The organism is Stenotrophomonas sp. IS26 (genome assembly GCF_054188265.1).
The window spans coordinates 33063-54584 of sequence record NZ_JBSZJV010000003.1 but is presented as its reverse complement, the minus strand read 5'-3'; the positions used below and the strand labels follow the sequence as shown (position 1 = coordinate 54584).

Genomic DNA, 21522 nt, shown 5'->3' with positions numbered 1-21522 from the left:
GGTGACGGTGTATCCGTGCCGGGTCTGGCCGCTCCGCCGTCGGGGTGCCGGCCGCTCCGCTGTCGTAGTGCCGGCCGTTGGCCGGCAGCCTCAGCAGCCCGGCATCGCTCGCCTACAGATAGCGAAGCCACGCCAGATCCCGCCGCCGCGCCTTGAACCGCGCGAACGCTCTGGTCGGCCAGTACAGCGCCAAGGCCAGCAGCGCGGTGATCACCCACAGGCTCGCCACATGGTCCACGGCGAAATACGCGCCGTGGGTGTGTCCCCAGCGTGCTTCGGCCAGCACGTACAGCAGCTTCAGCACGTACAGGTGCAGCAGGTAAAAGAACATCGGTGCCGCGCCGATGTCGGCCAGCGGCGCCAGCGCCCGGGCCACGCGCGGCGGCTCGTACAGGCGCAGCAACAGCAGGCCGATACCCAGGGTCAGCAGCAGGAACAGCAGCGAAGGCGGGTACTTGGTGATGTTGAAGACGCTCATCAGCGTGCTGCCCAGCGTGGCCGAGGACTGCCACGGGCTGTCGCCGTAGAGGTTCACCGCTCGCAGGATGAGGAACGCCAGCAGCGCACCGGCGCCGGCCCTCCACAGGCGGCGCTGGCGCAGGAGCGCACCGCCACCGCGCGCGAACCACGGGCCGATCACCCAGCCCAGTGCAATGACGCCGATCCACGGCAGCACCGGGTAGGAGGTGCGCAGGCGCAGCCCGTCGGTCACGGTGATCCAGTCGCGCTGGTGCAGCACCTTCCACAGCACGGCCAGCGCCCCGTCGCCCTGCACGCGGATGCCGTCGAGCAGGTTGTGCCCGGCGATCACGGCCAGCGCCAGCACCGCCAGCGCCCCGCGTGGCAGCCACAGCAGCCCGGCCAGCGCGATCATGCTGATGCCGATCGCCCAGATCACCTGCAGGTACATCACGCTGGGCGGGAACTGCAGCGTCCACGCGAAGTTGACCACCAGCAGCTCCAGCACCACCAGGAACAGGCCGCGCTTGAGCAGGAAGGCCGACGCGGCCCGGCGCCCATCCGGCTTGCCACTGGCGTACAACCAGGCCGACAGGCCGGTCAGCAGCACGAACACCGGCGCGCACAGATGCGCCAGCAGCCGGCTGACGAACAGCGCCGGCTCGACCTGGTCGACCGCCATCGGGTCGCCGACCTGCTGGTGCATGTAGAAGGTTTCTCGCACGTGGTCGAGCAGCATCAGCACGATCACGGTGCCGCGCAGCTGGTCGATGGAGGTCAGGCGGGAGGTGGGGGAATGCGTCACAGCAGCGCCGGTTGCTTGGTACGATAGGATATAACATAACCAAATGGATGGGCCCGGCGCGCGACGTTGCCCAGTCCGGCGGGTCGCGGCGGCGGCGGCACGCGAAGGTCAACAGGGGCCTTGATCGGGTGGTGCAGGGTTGCCGGCCAGCGGCCGGCACTACTGGACTTGCCCGTACATGAACGCTAGCGTGGCAGGGATTTTTTGCCAGCAGAGGCTTCCATGAACAACGACGCTGCGCCACGCCAGCTCACTTTCCGCGCGGTGGTGCTTGCCATCGTGCTGGCAGTGATTCTGTCGGCCGCCAACGCCTACCTCGGTCTGTTCGCAGGCCTGACCATCGCCACCGCCATTCCCGCCGCGGTCATTTCCATGGGGGTGCTGCGCCTGCTCGGCGGTGGCACCATCCTGGAAAACAACATCGTGCAGACCGGTGCTTCGGCCGGTTCGTCGATCGCCGCCGGCGTGATCTTCACGATTCCCGCGCTGGTGATCATGGGCTACTGGCCGGACTTCAAGTACTGGTGGGTGCTGGGCATCGCCGGTCTGGGTGGTCTGCTGGGCGTGCTGTTCTCGGTGCCGCTGCGGCGTTCGATGATCGTGGAAGATCCGCTGCCGTTCCCGGAAGGCAAGGCGGCCGCCGAAGTGCTCAAGGCCGGTGAGAACCCGGGCCCGGGCCTGAAGATCCTGGCGGTGTCGGCGGTGATCGGCGCCTTCGTGAAGCTGGCGGCCGAAAGCGGCCTGCGCCTGATTCCGGATGCCTGGGCCACCTCGGCCTACGTGGGCAGCTCGAAGATCACCGCCTTCATCGGCACCAACCTGTCCCCGGCGCTGCTGGGTGTGGGCTACATCGTCGGCCTGAATGTCGGCATCGTGGTGGTGTCCGGCTCGATCCTGACCTGGCATATCGCCATTCCGCTGTACCAGATGTTCTTCATGAACACCGATCCGGCGCTGGCCGCCTCGATCGCCACGGCCAGCTCCACCGAGGCGGCCTTCGCCATCTGGGGCGCGAAGATGCGTTACCTGGGCGTGGGCGCGATGCTGATCGGTGGCGTCTGGACCCTGATCTCGCTGCGCAAGTCGCTGCTCAATGGCGTCAAGAGCGGTTTCGCCGCGGCCCGCAAGAGCGGCGGCCCGGCGCTGGCGCACACCGAGCGCGACCTGCCGATGAAGTGGATGCTGGTGGCCTTGGTGGTGTTCACCCTGCCGCTGTTGGCGCTGTACCAGGCCATCGTGGGCCAGTGGCACGTCTCGATCCCGATGACGCTCATCATGATCGTGGCCGGCTTCCTGTTCGTCTCGGTCTCGGCCTACCTGGCCGGGTTGATCGGTTCGTCCAACAATCCGGTCTCGGGCATCACCATCTCCACCATCCTGTTCGCCTCGGCGGTGCTGGTGGTGTTGCTCGGCGCCGACGGCCTCAAGCCGGTTGGCGTCGGCGGTGCCCCGCTGGGTGCGGTGGCCGCGATCATGATCGGTGCGGTGGTGTGCTGTGCGGCCGCGGTCGGCGGTGACAACCTGCAGGACCTCAAGGCCGGCTACATCGTTGGCGCCACCCCGTGGAAGCAGCAGCTGATGCTGGGCATCGGCGCGTTCTCGTGCGCGCTGATCATGGCCCCGGTGCTGAACCTGCTGGCCACCGCCTACGGCATCGGCGTCAAGTCCGAGCTGCATCCCAACGCGCTGGCCGCGCCGCAGGCCAACCTCATGGCCTCGGTGGCCAAGGGCCTGTTCGGCGGCGAGCTGCCGTGGACCTTCATCGGTATCGGCGCCGTGGTCGGCGCGGCGATCATCGCTTTCGACAGCTGGCTGAAGTCGCGCAATGCACGCTTCCGCGTGCCGGTGCTGGCCGCGGCGATCGGCATCTACCTGCCGCTGGAGCTGATGGTGCCGATCTTCCTGGGTGGCCTGATCGCCTACCTGGTGGAACGCTTCCACAAGATCCGCGGCGACGACGAAGAAGGCCGCGACCGCGTGCACAAGCCCGGCGTGCTGTTCGCTGCGGGCCTGATCACCGGTGAAGCCCTGATGGGTATCGCGATCGCGGTGCCGATCGTGATCAGCAGCCGCGCGGACGTGCTGGCGCTGCCGTTCCACCTGCCGGGCGCGCAGTGGATCGGTCTGGCCGTGCTGTTCCTGGTCGGCTGGTTGATCTACCGCACCGGCAAGCGCGCGGTGGGTTCAGTCTAAAAAGTCTGCATCTGCGTCATGGCAAACCCCGCTCCGGCGGGGTTTGTCGTTTCTGCCTCCCGTCGAACCACCGGCATGACCGATGGCCTTTGCATCGGTGGCCCCTGCGGCCCTACCATCGGCGTTTTGCCGTTCCGCGGAGACCCCGATGAAACTTCGTTACGCCCTGCTGCCGTTGTGCCTGCTGACCGCGATGCCCTCGCTGGCGGCCACGCGTGGCCTGGATGTGCGCGACATGATCGCGCTGGATCGGGTCTCCAGCCCGCTGCTCACCGCCGATGGCGGCAATGTGATCTTCGCCAAGCGCGTGGTCGGTACCGACAGCAAGGCCAGCACCGGCCTGTACATCCGCAACCTGCGCACCCGGGATCTGGCCCCGCCCAAGCCGCTGACCCCGGCGGGCTGGAACGTCAATTCCGCTGCGCTGTCGGCCGATGGCCAGACCGTGTATTTCCTGAGCGCCAAGAACGGCAGCCAGCAGCTCTACGCGCAGCCGACCACCGGCGGCACCCCGCGCCAGCTGACCGATTTCCCGGTCGATGTGGACAGCTTCCACGTCTCCCCGCAGGGCGACCGCGTGGCCTTCAGCAGCGGCGTGTTCCAGGACTGCGGTTCGGACCTGGCCTGCACCAGCAAGAAGCTGGACGCGCACAAGGCACGCAAGAACACCGGTGAAGTCTTCGACACTCTGTTCGTGCGCCATTGGGACACCTGGGCCGATGGCCGCCGCAACACGCTGTTCGTGGCGCCGCTGCCGGTCGCCAAGGCCGCAGCGGTGAAGGGCGCCTCGGCGATCAGCGCGACGCTGGCCGGCGATGCACCGTCCAAGCCGTTCGGTGGCAATGACGACTTCACCTGGTCGCCGGATGGCAAGAGCGTGGTCGCCGCGATCCGCGTGGCCGGCAAGCAGGAGCCGTGGTCGACCAACTTCGATCTGTACCGCCTGGATGCCGAGGGCAAGCAGGCCCCGGTCAACCTGACCGCGGCCAACCCGGCTTGGGATGCCGGCCCGGTGTTCAGCGCCGACGGCAAGACCCTGTACTACCGCGCCATGAAGCGCCCCGGCTTCGAAGCGGACCGCTTCGGCCTGATGGCGATGGACGTGGCCACCGGCAAGACCCGTGAGATCGCACCCAAGTGGGATCGTTCGGCCGGCGAGATCGTGCTGTCCGGTGACGGCACCCTGATCTACACCAGTGCCGACGACATGGGCGAGCACCGCCTGTTCGGCGTCGACATCGCCACCGGCACCGCCGAAGTGGTGGCCGACGGCGGCAGCATCGGTTCGCCGGTGATCGCCGGGACCACCCTGGCGTACACCAGGAACAGTCTGAAGAGCGGCGATCAGATCATCGTGGCCGCCTTCGATGGTGCCAACCCGCGCGAGATCACCCCGAGCGCCGGTGAGATGCTGCCCGACGTCGCCTTCGGCGATTACGAGCAGTTCCAGTTCAAGGGCTGGAACAACGAGACCGTGCACGGTTACGTGGTCAAGCCGTACAACTACCAGGAAGGCAAAAGTTACCCGGTCGCGTTCCTGATCCACGGTGGCCCGCAGGGCAGCTTCGGCAACGGCTGGAGCTACCGCTGGAACCCGCAGACCTACGCCGGTCAGGGCTACGCGGTGGTCATGATCGACTTCCACGGCTCCACCGGTTACGGCCAGGCCTTCACCGATGCGATCAGCCAGCACTGGGGCGACCGCCCGCTGGAAGATCTGCAGAAGGGCTGGGCTGCGGCACAGAAGCAGTACCCGTTCCTCAACGGCGACAAGGCGTGCGCCCTGGGCGCCAGCTATGGCGGCTTCATGGTCAACTGGATCGCCGGCAACTGGAACGAGCCGTGGAAGTGCCTGGTCAACCATGACGGCGTGTTCGACCAGCGCATGATGGGCTACGCCACCGAAGAGCTGTGGTTCACCGAGTGGGAGCAGGGTGGCACGCCGTACGCGAAGGCCGCCAACTACGAGAAGTTCAACCCGGTCAACCACGTGGCCGACTGGAAGAAGCCGATCCTGATCGTGCACGGCCAGCTCGACTACCGCATTCCGGTGGAGCAGGGCCTGGCGGCGTTCACCGCTGCGCAGCGCCAGGGCATCGAGTCCAAGTTCCTGTACTTCCCGGATGAGAACCACTGGGTGCTCAAGCCGCAGAACAGCGTGCAGTGGCACGACACCGTCAACGGCTGGTTGAAGCAGCACATCGGCGAATAAGCCGGTTTGAAGCGCCGCCCCCAGGGGCGGCGCTTTGCTATCGGTGGTGCCGGTCATTGGCTGGCGGTTGTATCGCGCGTTCCACATCCATGAGGTTGCCGGCCAGCGGCCGGCACTACGCAGGCCATCCCCCGTGAAAGCACCCGCCCTGATCCAGAACGATATCGTCGTCTTCGGCTTGATCGCTGCCACCCTCGGTGCCGTGTTCTGGACCGCCTCGCGCGAGCAGGGGCTGTGGAAGCGGTTCTATACCTACGTGCCCGCGTTGCTGCTGTGCTACCTGATTCCCGGCGTGTACAACACCGTCGGCCTGATAGATGGCCAGAACACCCATCTCTACAACCCGGTCGCGCGCGACATCCTGCTGCCCGCCGCTCTGGTGCTGCTCACCCTGGCCGTGGACATCAAGGGCATCCTGCGGTTGGGGCCGAAGCTGATCGTGATGTACCTGGGCGCCTCGCTCAGCATCATGATCGGCGCCGTGGTCGCCTTCCAGTTGATGAAGTGGCTGCACCCGGCGACGGTCGCCGGTGACACCTGGGCGGGCATGGCGGCGCTGGCCGGCAGCTGGATCGGCGGCGGTGCCAACATGCTGGCCATGCGCGAAGTGTTCGATGTCAACGCGACCACCTTCGGGCAGTTCGCGGTGGTCGATGTCGGTGTCGGTTATGTGTGGATGGCGGTGCTGATCTTCATGGCCGGGCGCGCGGCAAAGATCGATGCGCGCAGTGGTGCCGACACCTCCGGCATCGATGCCCTCAAGCTGCGCATCCAGGCGTTCCAGGCACAGCATGAGCGCGTGGCCAGCCTGACCGACCTGATGCTGATCGTGGCGGTCGCCTTCGGCGTGGTGGGGCTGTCGCACGCGATCGCCGGGCCGGTCTCGGCATGGTTCAAGGGGCATGTCGCCTGGGCCTCGCAGTTCAGCCTGGATGCGCCGTTCGTGTGGGTGGTGGTGATCTCCACCACCTGCGGCCTGGCGTTGAGCTTCACCCGTGCGCGCAACCTGGAAGGTGCCGGTGCCTCCAAGCTCGGCTCGCTGCTGCTGTACTTCCTGATCGCCTGCATCGGCATGCAGATGGACCTGCTGGCACTGCTGGACCGCCCGTGGCTGTTCCTGCTCGGCCTGATCTGGATCGCGGTGCACATCGTGCTGCTGTGGGCGCTGGCGCGCGCGCTGAAGGTGCCGTTCTTCTACTTCGCGATCGGCTCGCAGTCCAACATCGGCGGGCCAGCCTCCGCGCCCGTGGTGGCGGCGGCGTTCCATCCTTCGCTGGCGCCGGTCGGCGTGCTGTTGGGCACGATGGGCTACGCCACGGGCACGTATCTGGCGTACATCGTGGGCATCACCCTGCGCGCGATGGCAGGGCAGGGCTGACCGCACGTGCGGATTTACGCAGGAAGAAGACCGCGTTCGACCAGCCACGCCTTTGCATCTTCCGCATCCTGTTCGAACCACGCCTTCGTCGACCCCAACCGATACGTATACCCCCAAGCATCCATGTCCAGCATCAGGCGGTCGCTGCCCACACCAGGCAGTCTTCCGGCCAGCACGATCTGCAGGTAACAGGTGGCGTCTTCTTCGGGCACCGAATCGGTGGCATCGGTATGCACCAGCGCACGCCGCTCCGGCGGCAGCACGATCAGGTGACAGGCTTCGTGCAGCATCGAGTGCACGGGGGTGTCATCGCGGACGTACACGTCGCTGCCGATGATGCCGGCTTCGGGTTCGCCCCAGTAGCTGCCCGGAATCGGCGCACCATCGGCCACACGATGCAGGTGCAGATCGTGGGTGGCGAGCAGGGCGAGGGCATCGTCGAAACGGATATCGCCGACGCGGGTGACCTGCGGTTCGGCGGTGGGGGCAGCGTCGTTCATGGGTTACCGCTCAACCGCCCCTTCCAACGCGGAAGGGGCGATGTCGATCAGGGCTGCTGCGGGCCTTCCGGCAAGGCGACGGAGATATCGAGCACATCGTGCTCCCCGTCCTTGACCAGATCGACCTTGACCGCATCAGCGTCGATGTTGACGTACTTCTTGATCACTTCCAGCAGCTCGCGCTGCAGCAGGGGCAGGTAGTCCGGGCCGCCGCGGTGGCTGCGTTCCTGCGCGATGATGATCTGCAGGCGGTTCTTGGCCGTTTCGGCAGTGGTCTTCTTCCGGTTCAGGAAATCGAACAGTCCCATGCTTACCCTCCGAACAGCTTGCTGAAGAAGCCTTTCTTCTCCACGGTGGTGAAGCGCATCGGACGCTCTTCGCCAAGGATGCGGCCCACCGCATCTTCGTATGCCTGGCCCGCCGCCGATTCGGGGTCCAGAATGACTGGCTCGCCCTTGTTGGACGCATTGAGCACGTCGCCCGATTCGGGCACCACGCCAATGGCCTTCAGGCCCAGCACTTCTTCCACGTCGGTGATGCTGAGCATCTCGCCGCTTTCCACCCGTACCGGGCTGTAGCGCGTGAGCAGCAGGAAGGCCGGCACGTTCTTGCCGGATTCGGCCTTGTGGGTCTTCGAATCGAGCAGACCGATGATGCGGTCCGAGTCGCGCACCGAAGACACTTCCGGGTTCACCACCACGACCGCACGGTCGGCGTAGTACATCGCCAGGAACGCGCCCTTCTCGATACCGGCCGGGGAGTCGCAGATGACGTACTCGAAGCCGTCGGCGATGAGATCGTCGAGCACCTTGCGCACGCCTTCCTGGGTCAGTGCGTCCTTGTCGCGGGTCTGCGAGGCAGCCAGCACGTACAGGTTGTCGAAGCGCTTGTCCTTGATCAGGGCCTGCTTGAGGGTCGCTTCGCCGTGCACGACATTGACGAAGTCGTACACCACGCGGCGCTCGCAGCCCATGATCAGGTCCAGGTTGCGCAGGCCGACGTCGAAGTCGATCACCGCCACCTTTTTGCCACGACGTGCCAACCCGCAGGCCAGGCTGGCGCTGCTGGTGGTCTTGCCGACGCCGCCCTTGCCGGAGGTGACTACGATGATTTCAGCCAAAGGATTTCTCCTGATTCTTCTGTTTGGGGGCTGCGTCAGTCCAGCGCAGCGATCTTGATCTGGTCCTGTTCCAGCCACACCTGCACGGCCTTGCCGCGCAGGGAGTCCGGAACATCGTCCAGTACCTTGTAGTGGCCGGCAATGGCGACCAGTTCAGCGTGGAATTCACGGCAGAAAATGCGCGCCGTGGTGTTGCCTTGGGCACCTGCCAGGGCACGGCCCCGCAGCGTACCGTAGATGTGGATGCTGCCATCGGCGATCACTTCGGCGCCCGCGCCGACGGTGGCCATGACGGTCAGGTCGCAGTTTTCCGCGTACAGCTGCTGGCCCGAACGGACGTTGGCGGTCTGCATGCGGCCCGGCTTGGGCGCGCCTCCGGTGGCGACAGCGCTGGGCGCCGGCGCCGCAGGCACGGCCGCGGCGGCACGCGCACGGCGCGGCGGCGGTTCGGCGACCGGCACGCGCGCAGGCGCCGGCTCGGCCTCGGCGCGCTCGTACTGGGCGCGGAACTTGGCCAGCAGCGGCAGGCCGAGCTGCTGGGAAAGCAGGTCGGTTTCGGTGGTGCCGTAAGCCAGCGCAACCGGCAGCACGCCGGCCTTGCGCAGGCCGTCCAGCAGCGCCTTGGCGGTCGCCACGTCCGGCATCCTGCTCAGCCCGCCGAAATCCAGGATCACTGCCGCACGCCCGAACAGCTTCGGCGCACGCGCGACACGTTCCTGCATTTCACGGGTGAGGCGCTCGACATCGAGGGTGCGGATGCGCAGATTGGCGATGCCGACCTGGCCGATCTTCAGTTCACCGGCCTGTTCAAAATCCATGTTCGCCGCCACCGATCAGGTCCCCGTCTGCTGCTGCACGCGCAGCGGCTCGCGGCGATGGCCTACCCAAGGCACATCCGGCAGCTGATCGCCGTAGGTGTCGTGCACCCACTGGTAACTGCACAGGTCCTTGAGCAGCATGCTGGCGCGCACATCCACGTGGGCCATGTTGTTCTGCCCGACCTCGCGGAAGCCGAAGCTGCCGTGGAAGAGCAGGGCGGCATCGGCACCGTGATCCAGGAACACCTCGCAGGTCAGCTGCGGGTAGCGCAGCTCGGCGTAGCTCTGCGCATCGGCATAGAACGCACGGCCAACGCCACCGCCGCGGCGGCGGCTGGCGACCACGATGCGGTCGATATAGAAGAATTTGCTGTCAAGCTGCTGCTTGAACCAGGCGAAGTTGCTGCTGTCGTGCTGGCTGTCGCTGCCGAAGCCGATCAGGAAACCGGCCAGGTTGCCGTCGCGCTCGGCGACGCGGAAATACTCAGCGCTTTCATAGAACAGACGCAGGCGGGCGGCATCCAACGGCAGGATGGCCAGGCCGGCATTGTTGTTCAGGGCCAGGACGGAATCGAGCTCGTGCTCGCGCACGTCGCGGATGACAATCGACATTGTGACTCCGTGGGGTAACGCGGTTGGCCCATCGAGGGGCCCTCGGTCTGATTATTGCATGGGTGGCTTCCCCCCGCGAGCGGACAGGCATGACTTCTGTGGGAGTGCAGGGGAACAGGTTCAGCCTACTATGCGTCCATGTTGGGATACCTCAGCCACACCCGAGTACTGCGACTGGCCGGCCTGTTCACCTGGGTCATGGTCGGACTTCCTCTGGTTTACTCACAGTACGAAGCACTGCTGCGCCGCGGCGGAGGCGTCGATGCCTGGGCGCTGTGGCTGTTCGCGGCGTACCTGGCCTTCGGCGCCGGCTACTTCTGGCTGACCCGCGGGCTGCGCAACGGCGGCCACTCGCGCTGGTACGACCGGGTCATGCTGGTGCTGCTGACCGCGTCGGCGCTGGGCGTGAGCTATCTGAGCGGTTCCGGGCTGGGCAGCATCCTGATGATGGTCGCCGCCGGCGTCATCCCGTGGATGCTGCCGGTGCGCGGTGGCGTGATCTGGCTGCTGCTGAGCCAGCTGGCGGTGCTGCCGGTCTACTACCTCATCCTGAATTTCTCCCTGTTCGAAGCGGTGATGCAGTCGCTGCTGTATGGCGGCTTCTCCATGTTCATCTTCGTGACCAGCCTGGTGGCGCGGCAGCAGACCGATGCCCGTGAAGAGCAGCGCCGGCTCAATACCGAGCTGCGCGCCACCCGCGTGCTGCTGGCCGAAAGCGCCCGCGTCAACGAACGCACCCGCATTTCCCGCGAGCTGCACGATCTGTTGGGCCACCACCTGACCGCGCTCAGCCTGAATCTGGAAGTGGCCGGCCACATCACCGAAGGCCAGGCCCAGGAACACGTGCATCAGGCCCATACCCTGGCCAAGCTGCTGCTGACCGACGTGCGCGAGGCGGTCAGCCAGCTGCGCGACAGTGGTGCGATCGACCTGGCCGCCGCGCTGCGCCCGCTGACCGAGCAGGTCCCCTCGCTGGAGATCCACCTGGATATCGACGAGCCACTGAGCGTGGAAGATCCCGAGCGCGCGCACGTGCTGCTGCGCTGCACCCAGGAAATCATCACCAATGCGGTGCGCCACGCCGGCGCGCGCAACCTGTGGATCAAGGTCCGGCGCGAGGCGCCGGGCATCGTGGTGCTGGAAGCGCATGATGATGGGGTGGGCGCCGACGGTATCGTGGTCGGCAATGGGTTGCGCGGGATGCGCGAGCGCCTGCAACAATGCGGTGGTGAGCTGCAGATCGAAACCCGCCGGGGACAGGGCTTCCGCCTTCGTGCCTCGGTACCCGGCGTGCCAGTATTGATGCTGACCGCTGTCATTGAAGGAGTGCGTTGATGATTCGCGTCTGCCTGGTCGACGACCAAACCCTGGTGCGGCAGGGGATCCGCTCGCTGCTGGCGCTCGATGACGGCATCGAAGTAGTCGCTGAGGCCGCCGATGGCCGCCAGGCAGTCGAGGTGGTTCCGCAGGTCCGCCCTGACGTGGTCCTGATGGACATGCGCATGCCGGTGATGTCCGGGCTGGAGGCGCTGCAGATGCTGTCGCGGCTGAACCAGCTGCCGCCGACCATCATCCTGACCACCTTCGATGACGACCAGCTGGTGCTGGCCGGGCTGAAGGCCGGCGCCAAAGGCTACCTGCTCAAGGATGTGACCCTGGACCAGCTGGTGGGCGCGATCCGGACCGTGGCCGATGGCGGCTCGCTGGTGCAGCCGGCGGTGACCCAGCGGCTGCTGTCGGGCCTGGAGCACATGCGCAACGAGTTCGTGAGCCTGGACCGGCCGGACCCGTTGACCGACCGCGAGACCGAGATCCTGCGGCTGATGGCCAGCGGCTTCTCCAACAAGGAGATCGCCAATTCACTGGGCGTGGCCGAGGGCACGATCAAGAACCACGTGTCCAACATCCTCTCCAAGCTGGGCGTGCGCGACCGTACCCGCGCCGTGCTCAAGGCCTTCGAACTGCAGCTGGTCTGAGCCTGCGGACCCGGCGCCGGCCTTCGGGCGGCCACGGGTTCGCAGGTAATTTATGAATTCTGTGAAACCCTTGCAGCGCAAGCGATGCAGGGGGATTTTTGGTCCCAGCGGCCGAATCCGGCAAAGAAATATTGTCCATCCGCTACGTGCTGACACGCGCGATGCGTTATCTTTCCGCTCCTTGTCTATGCAAAACCGCTGCCGACATGGAAACCGGTGTGCCAACCCTGATCAACAACACCGGCGAAGCCTGCTAGGATTGGCGCTTCGCTTCAATCAACCCGGCCGTGGGATCGGCCCCGGAGACTCCTGAATGACCCGTATTATCGAGTTCCTGATCGCCTTGGGGATCGTGGCTGGCCTGTTCGTCATCATTGGCGTATGTCTGCCGGGCGAGCGCCATATTTCCGAAAGCATCGAGACCAACCGCAAGATGACGATCGTGTACGACACGGTCAACAGCCTGCGCCGCTTCAAGGACTGGAACCCGCTCTTGCTGCGCGATCCCGCCGTTGAACTGAAGTACTCCGGCCCCGCTGCCGGCGTCGGCGCACGCCTGGACTACGCCTCCAAGGAAAGCTCCTTGGGCGAAGGTAGCTGGGTGATCACCGAGTCCGAGCAGAACAAGCACGTGGCGATCAAGATCGAGGACGCCTCCAAGGGTCACGACAAGACCACCCGCTTCACCCTGGAGCCGACCGGCAAGGGTGGCCGCAACGTCAAGATCACGCAGGACTACAGCGTCAAGTACGGTTTCAACCTGTTCGGTCGTTACGCTGGCCTGTACGTCAGCCGTCACGCCGGTGACGACCTGAAGCTGGGTCTGTCGCGCATGGCCAACATGCTGGCCACCGTGCCGAACATCGACTACCGCACCGCCGAAGCTCCGCTGACCGATCTGGCCATCGTGGACGTCCCGGCCGAGGACCTGCTGGTCGTCACCGCCGGCAACGTGGATCGCGGCCAGGAGACCATCACCAAGTCCATCAAGGACAACCAGGAGTGGATCAAGCGCGTCATGGAGGCCAACAACCTCGAAGCCGCCGGTCCGTTCCGCATCATCACCACCGATTTCGGCGCCGAGAAGTACGCCTTCGACGTGGCCCAGCCGGTCAAGAAGAAGGGTGCTGAAGGCGCGACTGCCGAAGCCCTGACGGTGAAGATCGACGGTGGTGCACCGGTCAAGTACGTGCACGTTGCTCCGCATCGCTCGGCTCACGCGGCCTACACCGGCCACATGGCCGGCCTGGACATCGCCCGCAACGCCCTGCGTGCGTGGTCGGTGACCGGCGGCAACGAAGTGATCGATCGTCCGTACGAGTCCTGGAAGGACGGCGTGGACAAGTCGTTCACTCCGGAAGGCACGTACGACATCTACTGGGCCGTCAAGTAAACCGACGGTTGCCGTGATGTAACGCACGACCTGAAACGCGCCGCTTCCTGCGGCGCGTTTTTTTTTGGCTCCGGCAGCGGGGCATTGTCTGAAGGACGCAAGCATGCTCAACCTGGAACGACGCACGCGCAAACCCTCCCTGCTGGCCGGCCTGGGCGGCCTGCTGGCGGCCACTGCGGTCGGTCTGTCGGCCTACGCCTCGCACGGCATCGCCGATCCACTGGCGCAGTCGCATGTGACCACCGCGGCCTTGTACGCGTTCGGGCACGGGGTGGCGCTGGCCGTGCTCGGCCCGACCCAGCAGAACACGCTGGGTCGGCTGGCCCTGTATGTCCTGCTGATCGGCACGCTGCTGTTCTCCGGCAGCCTGGTGGCTGGCGCGTTGTGGACGCTCAGTACGCAGTTGGCACCGGTCGGTGGCACCGCGCTGATGGTCGGCTGGCTGGCCTACGGCCTCAACGCGCTGAGGCGCTGACATGCCCCGCTACCGCCGCGGTTTCGATGTCGATGAGGCGCATGACTGGCTGAGCCGGCGCGACCGGCGGCTGGGCACGTGGATGAAGCGGCTCGGCCCGATCCAGGCGCCGCCCGGCTGGGCGAAAACCTTTGATCCGGTCGACGCGCTGGCACGGGCGATCCTGTTCCAGCAGCTCAGCGGCAAGGCCGCCTCGACCATCGTCGGGCGGGTGGAGACCGCCATCGGCAGCACCCGCCTGCACGCCGATACGCTGGCGCGCATCGATGATGCCGGGCTGCGGGTCTGCGGGGTCTCGGGCAACAAGGCGCTGGCGCTGCGAGACCTGGCGCGTCGCGAGGCAGCGGGTGAGATCCCCGACCTGCGTCGGATGTCGGTGATGGACCACGACGCGATCATCGACGTGCTGGTCCCGATCCGCGGCATCGGCCGCTGGACGGTGGAGATGATGCTGATGTTCCGGCTCGGTCGCCCGGACATCCTGCCGGTGGACGACCTCGGTGTCCGCAAGGGCGCCCAGCGCGTGGACAAGGCCGAGCGGATGCCGACCCCGAAGGAGCTGCTCGCCCGCGGCGAGAAATGGGGCCCGTTCCGAACCTACGCGAGCCTGTACCTGTGGCGGATCGCAGATTTCACGGTGGATCCGAAGGCCACGACCAACCGCTCGCAGGGGTGAGGCTACGCGGCCGGTGGCTTCGGCGCGAAGGCCGGGTCGTCGCTGATTCGTGCCCGCGCTGGCTGGCGCTTCTTCGCCGCAAGGTAGCGGTGATGGTGGAAGGTGGCGAAGGTGCCGCGGAGGACCACGACCCCGATCACCAGCATCATCCCCATCCTCCGAAGCGTGTCTGTCAGGCCTGCGGTGTCCTGCCTCAGATGCATGACCAACACCCATGCCCACAACGCAGCGGTCAGGCAGGCCGCAATCCGGCTGCGTTTGTAGACCCCCACTGCCAGACCCAGGTAAACGCAGCCGACCATCGCAGCAGCGATGAAGTTCATCATGGCGAACACGTGCCGGTTCGTGACCCACGTCCAGCCGCCCGTGGCGAGGGTGAACACGGTGAGTCCCGCGCCCAGTAACCAGAGCTGCGTGACTGGCCTGGTGATCCCGCTCGGCACCTGTTCCCAGTGCGGTGCCGTTGGCGGGGTGGGGGGAACCTCACCGGCCTGGTAGGGATTCTGATCGTCCATGGTCGCCCTCCTTGTGGGTCGCCCCGGTCAGGGTGTGGCGTCGTGCCAGCACCAGTGCCACGGTTCGTAGACAATCCCATGCGGGTTGTCGCGCGGGTAGCTCAGCTGGAATCCGAAGCGACCGGCCTGCTCGCCCAGCCACGCGAACGCGGCAGTCGACTCGAACGATTCTTCCGCCGGCGGTTCGCCGGGTGTGCCGATATCCAGCGCGTAGCCGCTGTGGTGCTCGCTGTAGCCCGGCGCGGCGTTGACCTTGAGGATCTCCTCCACGCTCAGCCCGCGGTTGCGTTTGCGGGCGAATATCCCGAGCTGGTAATCGTGGCTGCGGTAGCCGGAGATCGCCTCCAGGGCGATGCCATCGGCAGCGGCCCGCGCGCGCAGGCGTTGCCAGCTGCGGGCGGCGTCACGCTGGAGCCAGAGTGGCCGCCGGTAGCGGTCGAAACCGGCCAGGTGCAGCTGAGCCGGTTCGGCTTCCAGCGCCAGGCCGCTCGCGGCCTCGTAGGCATCGGCATCAATCCCGAGGGTTTCGAGGCGATGCTGCAGTCCACTCAGGGGCAGCAGCGCATCGGGCGCGCTGCCGCGGCGGCGATCCAGCACCTGGCGGTCCAGCGCATCCAGTGCCTCCTCGATGCCCGGCTCGCGCATCAGGCGCGGCACCAGCGGCAACACGCCGTGGGCGGTAGCGACGGCGAGGTAGCGCCCATCGCGTTTGCGCCGCAGGACCCACTGCGCGCGCGCCAGGGCGCGCGCGTCGGCAGAGCCGCGTGCACGCAGCAGGCCGCCAGGCCACAGTTCGATCTCGGCGGTGTTGATCAGCAGGGCGGGGGATCGGCGCATGCTGCCAGCTTAGTGCGCGCGCGGCGGTCCGGCCAGCGCCTGCAAAGCGTCGAGGAGAATGCGGGGACGTTCCGGGCTGATCACCAGCGCGCTGCCATCGCGCAGCGGCAGGTGCAGCACGCGGCTGCTGTCGGTGATCAGGCAGAACGCCTTGCTGCGATCGGCCATGCGGTAGTGCCCGGACTGGAAGCCCGGTACGCCGTAGCCGTTGGTCTTGATCGAGGGCTTGTACCGGCCATGCTCGGCGAAGTCGACGATGTGCGCCTCGTCCAGCCGCATCGCGCTGACCGGCACGCGCTTTCGGTAGAAGGTCGACAACACTTCCAGCGTGTCCTCATGCAGCACGATGCGACGCCGGCTGTAGGCCCAGGTCAGTACGGCTGCCAGCACGGCCAGGAAGGGCAGCGTGACCATCAGCTCGGTGTGCGAACGCTCCGGTGCGTCCAGCGCGGTGCCGACCATCAGGCCGGCGACGAGCAGCAGCGGAACCCACAGCCACAGCAGTCGCCAGACCGGCGATGGGGCAACCTCGAAGGGATGAGGTGCACTCACTTCATGCCTCCTTTTTGAAGATCAGTACCGACGTCGTGAAGGGAGGTGCCGACACCAGGCTGATCGCGTTGACCAGCTCCCAGCCGAGCTGGCCCTGCCGGGTCAGTTCCTCCTGGATCTGCTCGGCGTTGACGATCCCCATCAGGTTGGGTTTCACTTCAACGGTGAGATAGCTCCAGCGCCTGCTCATGATTTGCTCTCCTTGTCGGCGGTGGGTTTGGGAAGGCGTCCGGCCTTGCGCAGGGCATCGCGCAGCACGTATTCGATCTGTGCATTGAGGCTGCGCAGCTCGTCGTCGGCCCAGCGCTGCGCCGCCGCCAGAACGTCGGCATTGATACGCAGCGGGTACGCTTTCTTTTCGGTCATGCGGGGTCCTTTATCGACAGCGCGTGCCGTCCCCTCGGCGCCGCGTTGCGGTGGTAGCTGCCGACCCTTGGTCGGCACGCTGGTGCATCAATACAGCGAACCGGCGTTGACCACCGGCTGGGTGCCACGATCCGAACACAGCACGGTCAGCAGATTGCTCACCATGTGCGCCTTGCGCTCTTCATCGAGCTGGACCACACCGTTCTTCTGCAGTTCGGCCAGGGCCATTTCGACCATCCCGACCGCACCGGCGACGATCCGCGTACGTGCGGCGATGACCGCATTGGCCTGCTGGCGTTGCAGCATCGCCTGGGCGATTTCCGGGGCATAGGCGAGGTGGCTGATGCGCGCATCGATCACCTGCACGCCGGCATCGGCCAGGCGCTCGGCCAGCTCGTCCTTGAGGTGCTGGGAGATCTCGGCGGCATGGCTGCGCAGCGACAGCTGGCCTTCTTCGTGCTGGTCATACGGGTAGCTGGTCGCCATCGCGCGCAGCGCCGATTCGGACTGGATGTGCACGAAGCTCTCGTAGTCGTCCACGTTGTAGACCGCTTCGGAAGCATCCACCACCTGCCACACGATCACCGCGGCGATCTCGATCGGGCTGCCGTCGAGCTCGTTGACCTTGAGCTTGCCGCTTTCGAAGTTGCGCACGCGCTGGCTCACCTTGACCTTGGTGAAGAACGGGTTGTTCCAGCGCAGGCCGTTCTCCTTGACGGTGCCGACGTACTTGCCGAACAGGCTGACGACCACCGCCTGGTTGGGCTGCACGGTATACAGGCCGACCAGGCTGAGCAGGGCGGTGGTGGCCAGCACCAGGCTGCCCACGATCAGCGCCGGGTTGCGGTTTCCCTTGTCCACCCCGACCACGAACATCCACACGGCCACCGCGGTCAGGGCCAGCACCAGCAGCAGGAAGGGCAGGCCGGACAGCGAGCGGATCGACTTCTCTTTCATGGCAGGGCGTCCTTGGGTAGTTGATTGGAAGATATCAAATTGATATCACTTCGCAAGTGCCGCCCCAGCCGGCCACGCGGCGGCGGCACCGGCTAGAATGCCCTCCCGCCCCTGTTGCCCGGAACATCGCCATGTCCACGCTCGGTACGCCGCTGTCTCCTTCCGCCACCCGTGTGCTGCTGCTGGGATCCGGCGAACTCGGCAAGGAAGTCGCCATCGAGCTGCAGCGGCTGGGGGTGGAGGTGATCGCCGCCGACCGCTATGCCGACGCGCCGGCAATGCAGGTGGCGCACCGCTCGCACGTGATCGACATGCTCGACGCGATGGCGCTGCGCGCGCTGATCGCACTGGAGAAGCCGCATCTGGTGGTGCCGGAGATCGAGGCGATCCATACCGAGACGCTGGTCCAGCTGGAACAGGAGCAGGGGCTGCGGGTAGTGCCGACTGCGCGTGCGGCACGCCTGACCATGGACCGCGAGGGCATCCGCCGGCTCGCCGCCGAGACCCTGGGTCTGCCGACCTCGCCGTACCGGTTCGTTGATACCGACGCCGAGTACCGCGCGGCGGTCGCCGCGATCGGGCTGCCGTGCGTGGTCAAGCCGGTGATGTCCTCCTCGGGCAAGGGCCAGAGCACGCTGCGTCAGGACGCCGACATCGCGCCGGCCTGGGAGTATGCGCAGACCGGTGGCCGCGCCGGTGCCGGGCGCTGCATCGTGGAGGGCTTCATCGATTTCGAGTACGAAATCACGCTGCTGACTGTGCGTCATGCGGGCGGGACGTCGTTCTGTGCGCCGATCGGGCACTGGCAGAAGGATGGTGATTACCGCGAGAGCTGGCAGCCGCAGCCGATGTCGCCGCGTGCGCTGGCGCGGGCGGAGGAGATTTCGCAGGCGATCACCGATGAGCTGGGTGGCTGGGGGCTGTTCGGGGTCGAGCTGTTCGTGAAGGGCGACGAGGTGTGGTTCAGCGAGGTGTCGCCGCGGCCGCATGACACGGGTCTGGTGACGTTGGCCTCGCAGGAGTTGAGTGAGTTCGCGCTGCATGCGCGCGCGATTCTGGGGCTGCCGATTCCGGTGATCCGCCAGAGCGGTCCGTCGGCGTCGTGTGCGATGTTGGCACACGGTGAGGGTGTGCCGTTCTTCAGCAATGTGGCCGCAGCCCTGGTGCATCCGGATTCGGCGCTGCGCCTGTTCGGCAAGCCGAGTGTGCACGGGCATCGCCGGGTGGGGGTGACGTTGGCGCGCGGTGGGGATATCGAGGAGGCGCGGAAGATTGCGCGTGAGGCGGCTGAGGCTATCGGGATCGAGTTGCGGTCTTGAGGTGGGTTTGAGGCCCAAGCCTAAGCCGAAGCTGGCGCCTTGATTGCTGTCGGTCTGAGGCGATCGGGCAGCCCGATGCAGGACACGCCGTAAACCCATCCTTGGGGGCTCGTAGTGCGGCATCCATGCCGCACACGGTCCTTCATCGGGCTGCCCGATCACCTCTTCGTGGAGGGTCGGTTGGGCGGATCCAACGGCGGGGCATAAAATGGCAGGACAAAAAAACGGCGAGCCTTGGCTCGCCGTTTTTCGTTGAATACGGAGCAGACTTTATTTCAGGTCGACCCACACGAGGTGGTGGTCGCTGCCGTCGGCGATTTTTGCTTCCGGGCTGTCATTGGCGGGCCAGAACACGCCGCTGCCGATGTAGCTGAAGCCGACCGAGGGTAGGACGTAGTCCAGGCGCATGGTGCCGGATTTCGGGCCGAAGTCGCCGGTGGCGTGGAAGGGCGCGCCTGTGCGGGTGATGCCTTTCTCGGCGTAGGCCAGGCTGGTCTGTTCGGCGCCGACGCTGCGCGGGGTGGGGTAGCGCAGGACGCGGGGGTTTTCGATCAGTTCGACGATCGCTTCGTGGCGGCCGTCGCCGTCGACCGGGTCGTTGTTGAGGTCGCCGAGGATGACGAAGCGCGCGTCCTGCGCGAGGCCGCCGCAGTGGCCGCGGTCATCGCACAGCCATGAATTGTCGCGGTCCTTGAGGTAGTCCTGCCACAGGCGCAGTTCGTCGTGGTTGCGGGCGGCGTTGCGCTTCTCCGGGCCGTCGAAGACCGGCGGGGTCGGGTGCGAGACCAGGGCGTGTACGGTGCCGTTCGGGGTGGTCACCGGTACGTCCCAGTGCGATTTGGAGGACAGGCGCAGCTGCGACCAGACGTGGTCGTTGTAGAAGGATTTCCCGGTACGCGGGTCGATCGGGCGCAGGGCGCCGGGCATCGTGCTCCACTTCAGCAGCTGGAAACTGCGGACCTTGGCTTCATCGATCGGGTAGCGCGACAGTACCAGCATGCCGTACTGGCCCGGGTGCAGGCCGTAGCCCCAGGCATCGTTGCCACGGGCGCGGCCTTCGCCGCCGATCTCGCCGTTGTTGTCCAGGTCCAGGCCGCTCTGCACGCCGGTGTTCACCGGGGCGAGGTAGCGGTAGGCGTAATGCAGCGGCTCACCGCCGCCCGGCTGGGCGGCTTCCAGGTAGCGCTTCTGGAAGAGATCAGCGGCGCGATGGGCGTCGTCGTAATCGAACTCGTTGAGCAGCACCAGATCCGGGCGGACCTGCTGCAGGACGGCGGCAATCTTGCGCGCGTGTTCGCTGTCACCTTCGAGCTCGGCGATCAGGCCGCCGGTCTCGTCGCTGTACAGGGAGGTGTTGTAGGTGGCGATCCGCAGCGGTGCGGAGGCGGTATCCGGCATGGCGGCGGTCTTGGCAGGGGTCTGGGCGCAGGCGCCGCAGAGCAGGGCTAGGGCAAGGATCAGGGGATGGGCTTTCATCCGCCTATTTTGCACCCGGCGCGGTGTCAGTGATGCGTCAGCGGCCGTCCAATTCGTCATCGAAGGCGTGCCAGCGGCGGCCGTCATAGGCCTCCAGCGGGCGGAACCGGCGCTTGTAGTCCATCTTGCGGTGGTCGCGGATCCAGTAGCCCAGGTACAGGTGCGGCAGCTGCTCGCGCTGGGCCCAGGCGATCTGCTGGAGGATCGCGAAGGTGCCCAGGCCGCGATGGGCCTGGTCCGGATCGAAGAAGGTGTAGACCGCCGAGAGTCCTTGCGGGGTCACATCGGTCACGGCGACCCCGAGCAGCGGGCCGCGATGGCCGTCCTCGCCCGGGGCGCGGATTTCGATGAAACGCCCCTGCGACCAGCGCCCGATCAGGAACTGGTCGAACTCGTGCGGGCCGTGCTCGTCCATGCCGCCCTGCGCGTGCCGGTGGGACAGGTAACGGTGGTACAGCGCGAACTGCTCTTCGGTCTGTTCGGCGGCGACGATACGCACTTCCAGATCCGCATTGCGGACCAGGCAACGACGCTGGCTGCGGTCCGGTGCGAAGCGGGCCACGGGGATGCGCACGGCTACGCAGGCGTGGCAGTCCGCGCAATGCGGGCGGTAGACCAGATCCCCAGAGCGGCGGAAGCCCCAGCCCAGCGCCATCGGGTACAGCGTGCCCAGGCGCGGATCGTTGGGATCGAGCACCAGATCGCGTGCGGCCCGTTCCGGCCAATAGCCACAGGGGTGGTCACCGGTCTGGAACAGTCGCAGCTCGTCGTCGCGGTCGCCGTGTATTGCCATGCCCACAGCATAGCCCCGTGCCGTCGCAGCCGCCGCGACTGTCTGCCAAATGAACACGGCTGGCCGGGCTGTCAACGGTGCTGGCGCCCA

The 21522-nt window shown here is 66.4% G+C and carries 23 protein-coding genes; 9 read left to right on the top strand and 14 right to left on the bottom strand.

The annotated features are described in order from the left end of the window. Nucleotides 1–112: 112 nt before the first annotated feature. Nucleotides 113–1264, bottom strand: a complete 1152-nt coding sequence (locus ACW6W5_RS03830; protein ID WP_152153660.1) for a DUF1624 domain-containing protein — start codon at nucleotides 1262–1264, stop codon at nucleotides 113–115. Between the two features lie 222 nt (nucleotides 1265–1486). On the opposite strand from ACW6W5_RS03830, the gene ACW6W5_RS03825 reads away from it, so the two are divergent. The 3 genes from ACW6W5_RS03825 to ACW6W5_RS03815 all read left to right on the top strand — a co-directional run bounded on the left by ACW6W5_RS03825 (nucleotide 1487) and on the right by ACW6W5_RS03815 (nucleotide 7047). Next, nucleotides 1487–3457, top strand: a complete 1971-nt coding sequence (locus tag ACW6W5_RS03825; RefSeq protein WP_152153662.1) for an OPT family oligopeptide transporter — start codon at nucleotides 1487–1489, stop codon at nucleotides 3455–3457. Nucleotides 3458–3605: 148 nt separating this feature from the next. Continuing rightward, on the top strand, nucleotides 3606–5669 hold the full coding sequence (locus ACW6W5_RS03820; protein WP_121043353.1) for a S9 family peptidase: 2064 nt from the start codon (nucleotides 3606–3608) through the stop codon (nucleotides 5667–5669). 133 nt (nucleotides 5670–5802) lie between these two features. Beyond that, nucleotides 5803–7047 (top strand): DUF819 family protein, encoded by a 1245-nt coding sequence (locus ACW6W5_RS03815; RefSeq protein WP_183073818.1) that lies wholly within the window; start codon nucleotides 5803–5805, stop codon nucleotides 7045–7047. A gap of 14 nt (nucleotides 7048–7061) precedes the next feature. On the opposite strand, the gene ACW6W5_RS03810 is transcribed toward ACW6W5_RS03815, so the two are convergent. From ACW6W5_RS03810 to ACW6W5_RS03790, 5 genes are read right to left on the bottom strand one after another with little or no spacing between them, the layout of a single operon-like run. Beyond that, nucleotides 7062–7547 carry a hypothetical protein gene (locus ACW6W5_RS03810; protein WP_121043356.1) on the bottom strand — a complete coding sequence of 162 codons (486 nt, stop codon included), beginning with the start codon at nucleotides 7545–7547 and terminating at the stop codon, nucleotides 7062–7064. Between the two features lie 47 nt (nucleotides 7548–7594). After that, nucleotides 7595–7855, bottom strand: a complete 261-nt coding sequence (minE, locus tag ACW6W5_RS03805; protein ID WP_017355894.1) for a cell division topological specificity factor MinE — start codon at nucleotides 7853–7855, stop codon at nucleotides 7595–7597. A 2-nt stretch (nucleotides 7856–7857) separates the two neighbouring features. Further along, entirely contained in the window at nucleotides 7858–8667 is an 810-nt protein-coding gene (gene minD / locus ACW6W5_RS03800; RefSeq protein WP_088432112.1) for a septum site-determining protein MinD, read from the bottom strand. A 35-nt stretch (nucleotides 8668–8702) separates the two neighbouring features. Continuing rightward, nucleotides 8703–9485, bottom strand: coding sequence for a septum site-determining protein MinC (gene minC, locus ACW6W5_RS03795; RefSeq protein ID WP_121043359.1), 783 nt, complete (start codon nucleotides 9483–9485; stop codon nucleotides 8703–8705). Nucleotides 9486–9500: 15 nt separating this feature from the next. Further along, complete coding sequence (locus tag ACW6W5_RS03790; protein WP_088432114.1) at nucleotides 9501–10097, bottom strand: GNAT family N-acetyltransferase; 597 nt, start codon at nucleotides 10095–10097, stop codon at nucleotides 9501–9503. 138 nt (nucleotides 10098–10235) lie between these two features. On the opposite strand from ACW6W5_RS03790, the gene ACW6W5_RS03785 reads away from it, so the two are divergent. The 5 genes from ACW6W5_RS03785 to ACW6W5_RS03765 all read left to right on the top strand — a co-directional run bounded on the left by ACW6W5_RS03785 (nucleotide 10236) and on the right by ACW6W5_RS03765 (nucleotide 14617). Beyond that, entirely contained in the window at nucleotides 10236–11432 is a 1197-nt protein-coding gene (locus tag ACW6W5_RS03785; RefSeq protein ID WP_088432115.1) for a sensor histidine kinase, read from the top strand. Then, the gene (locus ACW6W5_RS03780) at nucleotides 11432–12073 is read left to right on the top strand and encodes a response regulator (protein WP_019184539.1); all 642 of its coding nucleotides are present in this window, start codon (nucleotides 11432–11434) and stop codon (nucleotides 12071–12073) included. The genes ACW6W5_RS03785 and ACW6W5_RS03780 overlap by 1 nt, the downstream gene beginning before the upstream one ends. A 313-nt stretch (nucleotides 12074–12386) precedes the next feature. Then, entirely contained in the window at nucleotides 12387–13466 is a 1080-nt protein-coding gene (locus tag ACW6W5_RS03775) for a polyketide cyclase (RefSeq protein ID WP_152153664.1), read from the top strand. A gap of 103 nt (nucleotides 13467–13569) precedes the next feature. After that, nucleotides 13570–13941: a DUF423 domain-containing protein gene (locus tag ACW6W5_RS03770; RefSeq protein ID WP_152153666.1), complete on the top strand. Its 372-nt coding sequence runs from the start codon at nucleotides 13570–13572 to the stop codon at nucleotides 13939–13941. 1 nt (nucleotide 13942) lies between these two features. Then, the gene (locus ACW6W5_RS03765) at nucleotides 13943–14617 is read left to right on the top strand and encodes a DNA-3-methyladenine glycosylase family protein (RefSeq protein ID WP_121043368.1); all 675 of its coding nucleotides are present in this window, start codon (nucleotides 13943–13945) and stop codon (nucleotides 14615–14617) included. A gap of 2 nt (nucleotides 14618–14619) precedes the next feature. Here ACW6W5_RS03765 and ACW6W5_RS03760 read toward each other — a convergent pair whose 3' ends face one another. From ACW6W5_RS03760 to ACW6W5_RS03735, 6 genes are all read right to left on the bottom strand, one after another. Further along, nucleotides 14620–15132, bottom strand: a complete 513-nt coding sequence (locus ACW6W5_RS03760) for a hypothetical protein (protein ID WP_152153668.1) — start codon at nucleotides 15130–15132, stop codon at nucleotides 14620–14622. Between the two features lie 27 nt (nucleotides 15133–15159). Then, nucleotides 15160–15969: a M15 family metallopeptidase gene (locus ACW6W5_RS03755; protein WP_152153670.1), complete on the bottom strand. Its 810-nt coding sequence runs from the start codon at nucleotides 15967–15969 to the stop codon at nucleotides 15160–15162. A gap of 9 nt (nucleotides 15970–15978) precedes the next feature. Continuing rightward, on the bottom strand, nucleotides 15979–16521 hold the full coding sequence (locus ACW6W5_RS03750; protein ID WP_152153672.1) for a PH domain-containing protein: 543 nt from the start codon (nucleotides 16519–16521) through the stop codon (nucleotides 15979–15981). Between the two features lies 1 nt (nucleotide 16522). After that, entirely contained in the window at nucleotides 16523–16711 is a 189-nt protein-coding gene (locus tag ACW6W5_RS03745; protein WP_121043380.1) for a DUF4177 domain-containing protein, read from the bottom strand. Further along, nucleotides 16708–16887, bottom strand: coding sequence for a type II toxin-antitoxin system antitoxin (locus ACW6W5_RS03740; RefSeq protein WP_121043383.1), 180 nt, complete (start codon nucleotides 16885–16887; stop codon nucleotides 16708–16710). Before ACW6W5_RS03740 ends, ACW6W5_RS03745 begins: the two co-directional genes overlap by 4 nt. A gap of 87 nt (nucleotides 16888–16974) precedes the next feature. Continuing rightward, complete coding sequence (locus ACW6W5_RS03735; protein WP_088432124.1) at nucleotides 16975–17844, bottom strand: SPFH domain-containing protein; 870 nt, start codon at nucleotides 17842–17844, stop codon at nucleotides 16975–16977. 131 nt (nucleotides 17845–17975) lie between these two features. On the opposite strand from ACW6W5_RS03735, the gene purT reads away from it, so the two are divergent. Next, nucleotides 17976–19163, top strand: a complete 1188-nt coding sequence (purT, locus tag ACW6W5_RS03730) for a formate-dependent phosphoribosylglycinamide formyltransferase (protein ID WP_152153674.1) — start codon at nucleotides 17976–17978, stop codon at nucleotides 19161–19163. Nucleotides 19164–19433: 270 nt separating this feature from the next. On the opposite strand, the gene ACW6W5_RS03725 is transcribed toward purT, so the two are convergent. Then, entirely contained in the window at nucleotides 19434–20639 is a 1206-nt protein-coding gene (locus ACW6W5_RS03725) for an endonuclease/exonuclease/phosphatase family protein (protein WP_152153676.1), read from the bottom strand. A gap of 37 nt (nucleotides 20640–20676) precedes the next feature. Continuing rightward, a complete protein-coding gene (locus ACW6W5_RS03720; protein ID WP_121043392.1) occupies nucleotides 20677–21432 on the bottom strand; it encodes an arginyltransferase in 756 nt (251 codons plus the stop codon). Nucleotides 21433–21522: the final 90 nt, after the last annotated feature.